The organism is Micromonospora sp. BQ32, assembly GCF_059358895.1.
This window is the reverse complement of record NZ_JCADBI010000014.1, coordinates 31,543-43,912: the sequence shown is the minus strand read 5'-3', so window position 1 is coordinate 43,912 and position 12,370 is coordinate 31,543. Positions and strand designations below refer to the sequence as shown.

The window sequence follows — 12,370 nt, the reverse complement described above, 5'->3', positions numbered from 1 at the left end:
CAGGGTTGCCCCTGACGTGGCGGCCGGTCGACCGTTTTTCCCCACCCGGCGGCGGGCGGCAGCACCGACGTTTCCACCTGACGCCACAGGAGGGTCAACCGAACCGAGCCATCTCCGGTCACGGTAGGTGACGACGGCAACGGTGGCCGTCCCCCCATGGAGGGATCTTCGAGTACGCCGGGTGAGGTACCCGGGCCCGTCCGGCTACGCCCGGGGGCGGACCAGCCCCGACTCGTACGCCAGCACCACCGCCTGCACCCGGTCGCGCAGCCGCAGCTTGGTCAGCACGTGCCCGACGTGGGTCTTGATGGTGGTTTCGCTCACCGACAGGACCGTCGCGATCTCGGCGTTGGACAGCCCCCGGGCGACCTGCACGAGCACCTCCCGCTCCCGGTCGGTGAGCGCGTTGAGCGCCGCCGACGGCGTCGCCGCCGGATCGGGCAGCAGCTCGGCGAAGCGGTCCAGCAGCCGCCGCAGGATCCGAGGTGTCACCACCGCGTCCCCGCCGGCGACCGTGCGGATCGCCGCGATCAGGTCCTCGGCCGGCACGTCCTTGGCCAGGAACCCGCTGGCCCCGGCCCGCAACGCGCCCACCACGTACTCGTCCAGGTCGAAGGTGGTGAGCACCAGCACCCGTACCGGCAGTCGGGCCTCGACGATCGCCCGGGTCGCCGCCACCCCGTCCATCCGGGGCATCCGGATGTCCATCAACACGACGTCGGGCAGCAGCCGACGAGACAGCTCCACCGCCTCCACACCGTCACCGGCCTCCGCCACCACGTCCAGGTCACCCTCGGCGCCCAGCACCATCCGGAACCCGGTCCGCAGCAGCGGCTGGTCGTCGGCGAGCAGGATCCGCACCGGCCGCGCCGAGGGCGCCTCATCGCTCATCTCGTCTCCCGTCCCGCCGACGTCGTGGCGCGCACCGGTCATCCTTGCGTACCGGAACCGGTGCGTCGCGGATCACCGTAGAGGCCGGCCGGTCGCCCTGTCCCGACCGCGGCGGCACCGCTGCGGTCGGGTCTCCGGCGTCGGCCTGCGGCAGGTGATCCCGGCGGCCCCGAATCGCCGCGCCGGGCGTGCGCGTCGGTCAGGAGGCCGTCACTCGTCGGCGCCCGGCGCCACCGGCGTGGACCGGGAGTCGCGCAGCGGGTCGGCGCTCGCCGCGGCGACCGGGAACGGCGGCGGGGTGCCGCCGAAGCTGGGACAGAGCGCCTGGTGGCTGCACCAGTCGCAGAGCCGGCTCGGCCGGGGCCGGAAATCCTGCCGGGCGGTGGCCTGCTCGATCGCCCGCCACAGCGCCACCACGGTGCGCTCGAAGCGGACCAGCTCGTCGGCGTCGGGTGTGTAATCCAACACCTCGGCGTCGCGCAGGTAGAGCAGTCGCAGCACCCGGGGCACCACCCCCCGGGTGCGCCACAACACCAGGGCGTAGAACTTCAGCTGAAACAGCGCCCGCGCCTCGAACGCCTCGCGTGGGGCGCCGCCGGTCTTGTAGTCGACCACCCGCAGCGCGCCGTCCGGAGCGACGTCGAGCCGGTCGAGGTAACCCCGGATCAGCAACTCCTCGTCGACGACCGCGGAGATCAGACTCTCGCGTTCGGCCGGTTCCAGCCGGGTCGGGTCCTCCACCGCGAAGTAACCCTGCAACAGCCCGGCGGCCGAGCGGAGGAACTCCACCGGCCCGGCCGGCTCCGCGCCGTCGAAGATGCCGGCCAGCTCCGGCTGCTCGGTGACCAGTCGGTCCCACTGCGGGGCCACCAGGTCGCCGGCGGCCTCCGGTGTGCGACCGGTGGCGGGCAGGTCGAACAGGCGCTCCAGCACCGCGTGGACCAACGTGCCCCGGGCCTGCTCGATGGTGGTGCGCTCGGGCAACCGGTCGATGCTGCGGAACCGGTAGAGCAGCGGGCAGGTCTTGAAATCCGCCGCCCGGGACGGGGACAGCGAGGCCCGCACCGTCGGCGGCGCCTGCGCCGCGGGGGAGGGCTGGGAGGTGGTGACCGATTCCGCCGTCATGTCGGCAAAGGTTAGGGCACCGGTGTGACACCGACCGCCGCCCGCCCCGCACAGCGACGGTCCGTAGCATCGTGGCGATGGAGCAGACAACCCGACCGCCGCGCCGACCAGACCGACGCCTCGGCCTGAACGTCGGCCGGGTGTTCGGGGTGCCGCTGCACCTCAATGGCTCGATGGTCCTACTCGCGGTGCTCATCGCGGTGCTGTACGGCGAGTTCGCCCGCCGACAGCTGGACCTGCCGCAGCTCAGCGGCTACCTGATCGGCTTCGGATTCGTCGTGTCGCTGCTCGGCTCGGTGCTGCTGCACGAGCTGGGCCACGCCCTCACCGCCCGGCGGTACGGCATCGGTGTGCGCGGTATCACGCTGGAGCTGCTCGGCGGCTACACCGAGATGGACCGGGACGCCCCGTCACCCCGCGTCGACCTGCTGGTCTCGTTGGCCGGCCCGGCGGTCTCCGCGGTGCTCGGCGTCCTCGCGGTCGCCGCCACGCTCGCCCTGCCCGAGGGGACCGTGGCCCACCAGCTCGCCTTCCAGCTCGCGGTCAGCAACGTCATCGTGGCGCTGTTCAACAGCCTGCCCGGGTTGCCGCTCGACGGCGGCCGGGCGCTGCGCGCCGCCGTGTGGGGGCTGACCCGCGACCGGCACCTCGGCACCGAGGTCGCTGGGTGGGCCGGCCGGGTCGTCGCCGTCGGCACCGCGGCCCTGGTCGTGCTCCTCACCGTCGAGCGGCGGCTGGCGCCGCTGGCGCTGCCGCTGATGCTGCTGGTCGCCGTCACCCTCTGGCGTGGCGCCGGGCAGTCGATCCGGGCCGCCCGGGTCAGCCGCCGGTTCCCGCTGATCGACCTCGCCCGGCTGGCCCGTCCGGTCTGGCCGGTGGCCACCGGTACACCGCTGGCCGAGGCCCAGCGCCGACACGCCGACAGCGGGCAGCCCGGCGCCGCGCTGCTGGTCACCGACTCCACCGGTCGACCGGTGGCGCTGGTCGACCCGGCCGCCGCCGACGCGGTGCCGGTCGAACGCCGACCGTGGTTGGCGGTGGACGCCGTCGCCCGGTCGCTGGGCACACTTCCCACGTTGTCGGTCGGGTGGGACGGCGAGCGGGTGATGGAGGCCGTACAGACCCACCCGGGCGCGCAGTACGTGGTGACGTCAGGCGAAGATGTCGTCGGCATTCTGCACATCGCGGACCTGGCACAGCTCCTCGAACCCAACCGGAAGATGACACCGTGACCGCAACTCCCTCCACCGTCGCCGCCGACCCCGCCAACCCGGCGCTGACACCCGTGCACCGGGGGCCGTTCCGGCCCGGCGACCGGGTCCAGCTGACCGACCCCAAGGGGCGGATGCACACCGTGACGCTGGAGCCCGGCAAGGAGTTCCACACCCACCGCGGCATCCTGGCGCACGACGCGCTGATCGGGCTCCCCGACGGCAGCGTGGTGACCACCTCCGGGGGCGGCACCGCGTTCCTGGCCCTGCGGCCACTCCTGTCGGACTACGTGCTGTCCATGCCGCGTGGCGCTCAGGTGATCTACCCGAAGGACTCGGCGCAGATCGTCGCGATGGGCGACATCTTCCCCGGCGCGAAGGTCCTCGAGGCCGGCGCGGGCTCCGGCGCGCTGAGCTGCTCCCTGCTGCGCGCCGTCGGCACCGAGGGCGAGCTGCACTCGTTCGAGCTGCGTGACGACTTCGCCCAGATCGCCAAGCGCAACGTCGAGGCGTTCTTCAACGGGCCGCACCCCTCCTGGAACCTGCACGTCGGCGACGTCGCGCAGTGCCAGGAGACCGGCTTCGACCGGATCATCCTGGACATGCTGACCCCCTGGGAGACCCTCGACATGGTCGAGCGGGCGCTGGTGCCCGGCGGGGTGTTCATCGGCTACGTCGCCACCACGCCGCAGCTCTCCGAGCTGGTGGAGGCGCTGCGCGAGCGCGGCGGCTGGACCGAGCCACGGGCCTGGGAGTCCCTGGTGCGCGACTGGCACGCCGAGGGCCTCGCCGTCCGTCCGGACCACCGGATGATCGCGCACACCGCCTTCCTGGTGTCCGCGCGCAAGCTGGCCCCGGGGGTCACCGCGCCGCCACGCCGACGCAAGCCCAGCAAGGGCACCGAGGCGTACGCGCAGCGCCGCCAGGACCTGCGCGACGCGGAGGCGGCCCGGCAGTCCGCTGCCGCCCAGGCGGCAGGCGCGCAGCCCAACGGTACGGGGGAGATGGACAGGCCGTGACCATCGAGCTGGGTGTCGGCACCGCCGAGCAGGGGGAGACGCTGGCATGAGCCGACCGGGCTACGGCGGTGGAGACCTCCCCGCGGTCTTTCCCGACTGGTCGCCCTACCAGGACCTGGAATCGGCGGCGCGGGCCTACCTGCGCGACCCGGACGTCGCCCTGGAGGCGCTCGGCGGCGTGCTGCGCGGCGCGTCGGTGCTCGGCTTCACCCTGGAACGTTTCGTCAACGAGGTCAACGGGGTGTGGCAGGAGGTCGTCGTCTGCGACGGCAGCCGGCTGATCCTCTGGCACGGTGAGGACGTACCGCCGGAGGAGGGCCCGCCGGGCTCGATGACCTCGTCGCTGCGGGTGGTGCCGGTCTCCACCGTCACCGAGGTGGGTTGCCGGCGGCGGCTCAACCGTGCCGAGAGCGGCGAGATCCGGGTCGACAGCATCGACGTGTACCTGCTGCTCACCTCGTTGGACGAGGCGCCGCCGAGCGAGGAGATGGCCGGCACCCCACGGCACGACGCGCTGCGTTTCGGCAAGACCCTCGACGACGGCGGGGCCGGGCAGATCGCCCGGTTGGAGGAGTTCGCGCGGTTGGTCGCCTCGGTGGTCGGCCGTCCGATGCTCTGAGGCGTACCCCGAACCGGGCCCGGCCGGGCCGCGTGGCCCGGCCGGTGGGTCAGTCTTCCTCGGCGTCCGGGCCGGCGACCTCGACGCCGTCGCCGCGCACCACGTGGATGCAGTCGCCCGGGCACTCCTTCGCGGAGTCGATCACCTCGAGTCGCAGGTGCGCGGGGACGTCGACCCGGCTGCCCGGCGCCATCCGCAGCTCACCGTCGACGCCCTTGACGTAGGCCAGGCCGTCGATGTCGAACTCGAACACCTCCGGTGCGTACTGCACGCAGAGCCCGTCGCCCGTGCAGAGATCCTGGTCGACCCAGACCTGCAACTCGTCGGTCGCGACCTCGGCCACCTGTGCACCCCCCATGTTCTCCCGTGCCACGCTCCGACGGTACCTGAACGCCGGTAACGGCCCGTCAGGCCACCCTTGGCGATCAAGGTTCGGTGACGAGGGTGTTGCGTGGGACCGAATCGGCCTCATAGCGGCTAGTGTTAGGGCAGAACGTTCAAGCCCCCCGGGGAGGTGGGACGTGGCAGCACGTAGCGACGACGCGGACTCGCGCGCCGCACGGTGGGAGAAGGAAGCCCACGATCTCTCCACGCAGGTCGCGTTCCTGCAAGAGGAACTCGCCCTGGTGCGGCGCAAGTTGACCGAAAGCCCCCGACACGTCCGGCAGCTCGAAGAGCGGCTGGCGGCCACCCAGGCACAGTTGGCGCGGCTGACCGAGAACAACGACCGGCTGGTGAGCACCCTCAAGGAAGCTCGCACGCAGATCGTGACGCTCAAGGAGGAGATCGACCGGCTCGCGCAACCGCCGAGCGGTTACGGAGTCTTCCTGGCCAAGCACGAGGACGGCACGGTGGACGTCTTCACCGGCGGCCGCAAACTACGGGTCGCGGTCTCGCCCTCGCTCGACGTGGGTGACCTGCGCCGTGGCCAGGAGGTCCTGCTCAACGACGCGCTCAACATCGTCGACGCGTTCGGCTACGAGCGGGTCGGCGAGGTGGTGATGCTCAAGGAGATCCTGGAGGGGCCGAACGGCGGTCCGGGCGACCGGGCGCTGGTGGTCTCCCACTCCGACGAGGAGCGCATCGTGCACCTCGCCGAGACGCTCATCGGCTCGGCGATCCGGGCCGGCGACTCGCTCATGATCGAGCCCCGCTCGGCGTACGCGTACGAGCGGATCCCGAAGAGCGAGGTCGAGGAGCTGGTCCTGGAGGAGGTGCCCGACGTCGACTACGGCGACATCGGTGGCCTCCAGTCGCAGATCGAGCAGATCCGCGACGCGGTGGAGTTGCCGTTCCTGCACGCGGACCTGTTCCGTGAGCACCAGCTCCGCCCGCCCAAGGGCATCCTGCTCTACGGCCCGCCCGGCTGCGGTAAGACGCTCATCGCCAAGGCGGTGGCCAACTCGCTGGCCAAGAAGATCGCCGAGCGGCAGGGCAAGGAGAAGCACACCAGCTTCTTTCTCAACATCAAGGGCCCGGAGCTGCTCAACAAGTACGTCGGCGAGACCGAGCGGCACATCCGGCTGATCTTCCAGCGCGCCCGGGAGAAGGCTGGCGAGGGCACGCCGGTGATCGTGTTCTTCGACGAGATGGACTCGATCTTCCGGACCCGCGGCTCCGGTGTCTCCTCCGACGTGGAGAACACCATCGTCCCGCAGCTGCTCAGCGAGATCGACGGCGTGGAGGGGCTGGAGAACGTCATCGTCATCGGCGCCTCCAACCGGGAAGACATGATCGACCCGGCGATCCTGCGCCCCGGTCGCCTCGACGTGAAGATCAAAATCGAGCGACCGGACGCCGAAGCGGCCAAGGACATCTTCTCCAAGTACATCCTCTCCGGGCTGCCCCTGCACCCGGACGACCTGGCCGAACACGGCACCGACCCCCAGGCCACCGTCGCGGCGATGATCGACGCCGTGGTGCTGCGGATGTACTCCGAAACCGAGGAGAACCGCTTCCTCGAGGTCACCTACGCCAACGGTGACAAGGAAGTCCTCTACTTCAAGGACTTCAACTCCGGCGCGATGATCCAGAACATCGTCGACCGGAGCAAGAAGATGGCCATCAAGGAGTTCCTCACCTCGGGTCGCAAGGGGCTGCGCCTGCAGCACCTGCTCGACGCCTGCGTCGACGAGTTCCGCGAGAACGAAGACCTCCCCAACACCACCAACCCCGACGACTGGGCGCGCATCTCCGGCAAGAAGGGCGAGCGGATCGTCTACATCCGCACGCTCGTCTCCGGCGGCAAGGGCGCCGAGGCCGGCCGGTCCATCGAGACCGCCAGCAACACCGGCCAGTACCTCTGACCCCAACAGCGAGGGTGCCCACCATCCGGTGGGCACCCTCGCTGCGGGTATGTCAGCGCCTCGATCAGGCAGCGAAGATCCACCGCTTCGACACCACATAGTTCGCCGCCGACAGCGACGCCGTCACCAGCAGCTTCGCCAGCAGGTACGGCGTGCCCGCCCAGGTCAACGCGGACACCAGCACCACGTTGGCGGTCAGGTTGGCGAGGACCAGCGCGAAGTAGCGCCCCACCTGCGGCACCATCTGGGCGGACGAGCCGAACGACCACGCCCGGTTCAGCCCGAAGTTGACCCAGAACGAGGTCAGGAACGACATGGCGGCCGCAACCGGCAGGACAATCCGGAGAACTCCGTGGTACACGAAGAGTGATCCCGTGTCCACGGCAACGCTCAGACCCCCGACGACCAGGAACCGCACAGCACTGTGTCGGGACAGGTGGCGGACGGAATCGGCAACAGGTGACAGCAAAGAGTTCTCCAAGGGGGGACCCGGAGCGGTGAGGACGACGAGGGAGTCTATCGTCTGTCCATCCACCCAGCGGGGCCTGCCCGCGCGAGCCGCGAGGTTGACGTGCCTGATCCCGGAAGAGTGACGCCGCCGGCCACCGGCACAAGCCCGGCAGCCACCACGAGCGCAGCCCGACGACACTGGGCCCTCGCCTTCGCCGCGTTCTTCCTGATCATTTTCGCCTGGTCGATGGCCGCCCCCTACGACGGCACCCCGGACGAGCGCGAGCACATCGTCCGGGCGGCCGGTGTCGCCGCCGGGCAGATCGCACCCCCGCCGGCCGCCGCGAAGAAGGGCACCGGAGCCTTCCAGACCGTCCCCGGCGGTCTCGTGCGCGAGCAGTGCTGGCAGTTCAAGAAGGAAGTCTCGGCGGCCTGTGCCCAGCCGCCCGGCAGCGACGACACACCAACCCGGGCCGGCACCGGGGCCGGCCGTTACTTCCCCGCCTACTACGCCCTCGTCGGCGCGCCGACGGTGCTCTGGCCCGGCTGGTCCGGCGTCCTGCTCGCCCGCATGATCAGCGCCCTGTGTTGCGCCGCGCTGCTCGCCAGCGCGTACGTCGTGATCCGCAACCGCTCCCGCCGCGGCCTCATGATGGGCGCCCTGGTCGTCGTCACCACCCCGATGGCCGTGCACATGGCCAGCGCGGTCAACCCGAACGGCCTGGAGATCGCCGCCGGCATCGCCTTCTTCAGCGCGGTCATCCCCCTGCTGCTCGGCCCACCCGGCCCCCGGCGCGGCCTGATCGTCCTCGTCGGGATCAGCGCGCTGCTCCTCGCGGTGCTGCGCCAGACCGGCCCGCTCTGGCTGGCGACCGCCTTCATCGCGTTCGCCTTCCCACTGCGCCGCGGCAACCTCGTCGGCCTGCTACGGGACCGGGCCGCGCAGCTCTGGGCGGGCGGCATCGTCCTGGCCACCCTCGTCGTGCTCGCCTGGTCCGTCCGCCAACAGACCTCCGACCTCGGCAACTACTCCGCCGACCGGCTCACCTACGGGCAGGCGGCGCTGCGCGAGGCCGACCGGTGGCGGGGATACCTCGACCAGATCGTCGGGGTCACCTCCTGGCTGGACACCCGGATGCCCGCCCCGCCGTACCTGATCTGGCAGCTCGTCGCCGGAGCGCTGCTGCTTATCGGTGTCGTCTGGGGCAGCACGCTCGACCGGTGGCGGCTGCTCGTGCTGCTCGGCGGCGGCGTGGCCGTCCCCTCCCTCATGCAGATCGCCCTGGTCAACGAGAGCGGCTTCGTCACCCAGGGCCGCTACATGCTGCCCATGCTGGTCGGCGTCCTGCTCTACGCCGCGTGGACCGCCGAACAACGCGGCTTCGAGATCGCCCGGGCCCGCTCGTTCACCCGACTCGCCGTGCTGCTCCTCCTGCCGATCCAGCTCTTCTGCCTGGCGTACACGATGGTTCGCTGGCAGAACGGCCTGCCCGCCAACATCGGGCTGAGCAGCCTCAACCCCCTCGCCGGCGACTGGCACCCGGTGGTCGGCTCGGTGGTTCCGCTGCTGAGCGCCAGCCTCGGCCTCGTGCTGTTCGGGTGGCTCGTCTGGACCACGCGCTCCACCGCGAGCGACGACCCGACGCCGACCGTTGAGCGTTCCGACACCGAATCCACCGAACTGTTCCGGCCCGCCGGCACTCACCTACAGAGTGCGGGTGCCCAGGGCGGACTACGCTCGACCTGACGGTGGACCGGGTCGGGCGAGCGAAGCGGGTAGGTCGATGAGCGTAAGACGGATCATGGGCACCGAGGTCGAGTACGGCATCTCCGTGCCCGGGCAGGCCGGAGCCAACCCGATGGTCACCTCATCGCAGGTGGTCAACGCCTATGGGGCACGCCCGGAACTCAACCGGGGCGGCCGGGCCCGGTGGGACTACGAGGAAGAATCGCCGCTGCGCGACGCCCGCGGCTTCACCTACTCCGGTGCCGCGTACGACCCCGCCGAGGCCCTCGCGGACGAAGACCTCGGCCTGGCCAACGTGATACTCACCAACGGCGCACGCCTCTACGTGGACCACGCCCACCCCGAATACTCCACCCCCGAGGTCACCACCCCCCGGGACATCGTGCGCTGGGACAAGGCCGGCGAGCGGGTGATGGCCGAGGCGTCCCGCCGGGCCGCCACCATCCCGGGCACCCAGCCGATCCACCTCTACAAGAACAACACCGACAACAAGGGCGCCAGCTACGGCGCCCACGAGAACTACCTGATGCGCCGGCAGACGCCGTTTGCCGACATCGTGGCGTACCTGACGCCGTTCTTCGTCACCCGGCAGATCGTCTGCGGCGCCGGCCGGGTCGGCATCGGCCAGGACGGCGGCCAGAGCGGCTTCCAGATCTCCCAGCGCGCCGACTTCTTCGAGGTCGAGGTGGGCCTGGAGACCACCCTCAAGCGGCCGATCATCAACACCCGGGACGAGCCGCACGCCGACGCCGACAAGTACCGCCGGCTGCACGTCATCATCGGCGACGCCAACCTCTCCGAGATCTCCACCTACCTCAAGGTCGGCACCACCGCGCTGATCCTCACCATGATCGAGGAGAAGGCCCTCGGTGCCGACCTCGGCATCGCCGACCCGGTCAGCGAGCTGCGCGCCGTCAGCCACGACCCCGCCCTGACGCACCGCATGCGCCTGCGCGACGGCCGTCGGCTCACCGCCCTCGACCTGCAGTGGGCGTACCTGGAGCGGGTCCGGTCCTTTGTCGACGACCGGTACGGCACCGACGCCGACGAGCAGACCATCGACGTGCTCGACCGCTGGGAGAGCGTGCTGGACCGGCTCGGCCGGGATCCGATGCTCTGCGCCGACGAGCTGGACTGGGTGGCCAAGCTGCGGTTGCTGGAGGGCTACCGGGAGCGGGAGAAGCTCGGCTGGGGCTCGCACAAGCTCCAGCTCGTCGACCTCCAATATTCCGACGTCCGGCCGGAGAAGGGCCTCTACCACCGGCTGGTCAGCCGGGGGGCGATGAAGACGCTGCTCACCGACGACGAGACGCGCAGCGCGATGACCGAGCCGCCGGAGGACACTCGGGCCTACTTCCGCGGTCGCTGCCTCGCCCAGTACGCCTCCGAGGTGGTCGCCGCGAGCTGGGACTCGGTGATCTTCGACGTGGGCCGGGAGTCGCTGGTGCGGGTGCCGATGATGGAACCGGAGCGGGGCACCCGTGCGCACGTCGGGGCGCTGTTCGACCGCTGTGCCAGCGCCAAGGACCTGTTGGAGACGTTGACCGGGGGCTGAGATCCGCCGCCTCCGCCGGCAATCACCGTGTGGCATGCTAGGCCGTCCCCCGATCCGTCGACCCACACGGTGATGCGATGCTTCCCTCAGCCCGGCAGGTTGGCCTGCGTGCGATGACCGCTGTACCGCTGTCGAACGCGTACGCCGGGCGTGCCAACAGTTTCGGCTTCCTGCGGCTCTGCTTCGCCGTGGCGGTCGTCCTCGCGCACACCGCGGTGATCGGGTACGCCCGACCGTTGACCGAGGTCGTCGACGTGGCCGGTCTGGGGGTGGCCGGCTTCTTCGGCATCTCCGGCTTCCTCATCACCCGCAGCGCCAGGCGGGCCAGCCTGCCCCGCTACCTGTGGCACCGCGCCCTGCGGATCTGGCCGGGCCTCTGGGTGTGTCTGCTGTTCATCGGCTTCGTGGTGGCCCCGATCGTCTGGTACGCCGAGCGCGGCAATCTGGACGGCCTGTGGCGGCACCCGGCCGGCGTGGTCAACTTCCTGCAGGCGAACTGGTGGGGTGGCTACCGCCAGCAGGGGATCGTCGACGTCTTCCGGGACACGCCGTACGGCGACCTGGTGCGTAAGAGCGTCCTCGACGGCTCACTCTGGACGCTCAGTTACGAGATCTTCTGCTACCTGATCGTGGCTTCGCTGGCCGTGGTGGCGGTGCTGCGCCGTGCCCGCTGGCTGGTGCTCGCGGCCGCCGTTCTCGTCTTCGGTCTGCTGCTCTGGAACCAGTACGAGGCGCTGCGCTTCGGCGGGTCGACGTACTTCACCAGCGGCTCCGTCGGCACGCTGCCGCTGCTCGGCGCGCTCAGCAAGATCTGGTTCCTGCGCTTCGGCTTCATGTTCCTGGTGGGCGCCGTGGCGGACCTCTACAGCGACAAGCTGCCCATCAGCGACGTCCTCGGCGTGCTCGCCATCGTGGTGACCGGCTGGCAGACCCTGGAGGGCCACCTGTTCGGCCCGGCATTGCTCACCTACGAGTACGCCATCCTCTACCTCGCGGTCCGGTTGCCACGGCTGCTGCACCGTGTGGGCCAGAAGAACGACTACTCGTACGGCATCTACATCTACTCCTTCGTCGTGCAGCAGATGCTGGCCTGGCTGGGGGCGGCTGCCTGGGGCTTCGTCGGCTACTTCGCGGTGGTCATGGTCTTCACCGTCGTTCTGGCGTTCCTGTCCTGGCATCTGGTGGAGAAGCAGGCGCTGCGGTTCAAGGACTGGACGCCCCGCCTGCGGCGCGAGGCACCACCGGCGGAGGCGTCGGGGGAGGGACAGCGTGAGCCGGAGCGGGTCCCGGTGCCGGTCTCGGCTCCGGCCCCGGCCGACGCGTCGGCTCCTCGGAGCTGACCGCCTCGGCGCAATCGAACGCCCCCGACCCGAACACGGCGGACGTGAGGGCTTTCTGTCGCCTGCGCGGGGTAGATTTCATGCCAGACGATCGTGGAGGAGACAGC

General features: G+C 70.7%; 11 protein-coding genes. 7 read left to right on the top strand and 4 right to left on the bottom strand.

Annotated elements, in window-relative coordinates; all coding sequences use genetic code 11:
- Nucleotides 1-204: 204 nt before the first annotated feature.
- Complete coding sequence (locus AC5L30_RS24045; RefSeq protein WP_494869895.1) at nucleotides 205-891, bottom strand: response regulator; 687 nt, start codon at nucleotides 889-891, stop codon at nucleotides 205-207.
- Between the two features lie 210 nt (nucleotides 892-1,101).
- Complete coding sequence (locus AC5L30_RS24040; protein ID WP_091408618.1) at nucleotides 1,102-2,016, bottom strand: RecB family exonuclease; 915 nt, start codon at nucleotides 2,014-2,016, stop codon at nucleotides 1,102-1,104.
- Between the two features lie 140 nt (nucleotides 2,017-2,156).
- Between AC5L30_RS24040 and AC5L30_RS24035 the strand changes: the two genes are divergently transcribed.
- From AC5L30_RS24035 to AC5L30_RS24025, 3 genes are read left to right on the top strand one after another with little or no spacing between them, the layout of a single operon-like run.
- On the top strand, nucleotides 2,157-3,248 hold the full coding sequence (locus AC5L30_RS24035) for a site-2 protease family protein (protein ID WP_494870030.1): 1,092 nt from the start codon (nucleotides 2,157-2,159) through the stop codon (nucleotides 3,246-3,248).
- A complete protein-coding gene (locus AC5L30_RS24030) occupies nucleotides 3,245-4,246 on the top strand; it encodes a tRNA (adenine-N1)-methyltransferase (protein WP_494869894.1) in 1,002 nt (333 codons plus the stop codon). The genes AC5L30_RS24035 and AC5L30_RS24030 overlap by 4 nt, the downstream gene beginning before the upstream one ends.
- A 46-nt stretch (nucleotides 4,247-4,292) precedes the next feature.
- On the top strand, nucleotides 4,293-4,865 hold the full coding sequence (locus AC5L30_RS24025) for a hypothetical protein (RefSeq protein ID WP_091408625.1): 573 nt from the start codon (nucleotides 4,293-4,295) through the stop codon (nucleotides 4,863-4,865).
- A 49-nt stretch (nucleotides 4,866-4,914) separates the two neighbouring features.
- Here AC5L30_RS24025 and AC5L30_RS24020 read toward each other — a convergent pair whose 3' ends face one another.
- A complete protein-coding gene (locus AC5L30_RS24020) occupies nucleotides 4,915-5,208 on the bottom strand; it encodes a ferredoxin (RefSeq protein ID WP_091408893.1) in 294 nt (97 codons plus the stop codon).
- A gap of 178 nt (nucleotides 5,209-5,386) precedes the next feature.
- Here AC5L30_RS24020 and arc point away from each other — a divergent pair, with 178 nt between their 5' ends.
- Nucleotides 5,387-7,171 (top strand): proteasome ATPase, encoded by a 1,785-nt coding sequence (arc, locus tag AC5L30_RS24015; RefSeq protein WP_030332887.1) that lies wholly within the window; start codon nucleotides 5,387-5,389, stop codon nucleotides 7,169-7,171.
- 64 nt (nucleotides 7,172-7,235) lie between these two features.
- On the opposite strand, the gene AC5L30_RS24010 is transcribed toward arc, so the two are convergent.
- Entirely contained in the window at nucleotides 7,236-7,589 is a 354-nt protein-coding gene (locus tag AC5L30_RS24010; protein ID WP_328654387.1) for a GtrA family protein, read from the bottom strand.
- Between the two features lie 153 nt (nucleotides 7,590-7,742).
- On the opposite strand from AC5L30_RS24010, the gene AC5L30_RS24005 reads away from it, so the two are divergent.
- The 3 genes from AC5L30_RS24005 to AC5L30_RS23995 all read left to right on the top strand — a co-directional run bounded on the left by AC5L30_RS24005 (nucleotide 7,743) and on the right by AC5L30_RS23995 (nucleotide 12,263).
- Entirely contained in the window at nucleotides 7,743-9,368 is a 1,626-nt protein-coding gene (locus AC5L30_RS24005) for a DUF2142 domain-containing protein (protein WP_494869893.1), read from the top strand.
- A 37-nt stretch (nucleotides 9,369-9,405) separates the two neighbouring features.
- Entirely contained in the window at nucleotides 9,406-10,923 is a 1,518-nt protein-coding gene (dop, locus tag AC5L30_RS24000; protein WP_112726389.1) for a depupylase/deamidase Dop, read from the top strand.
- 113 nt (nucleotides 10,924-11,036) lie between these two features.
- On the top strand, nucleotides 11,037-12,263 hold the full coding sequence (locus tag AC5L30_RS23995; protein WP_494869892.1) for an acyltransferase family protein: 1,227 nt from the start codon (nucleotides 11,037-11,039) through the stop codon (nucleotides 12,261-12,263).
- Nucleotides 12,264-12,370: the final 107 nt, after the last annotated feature.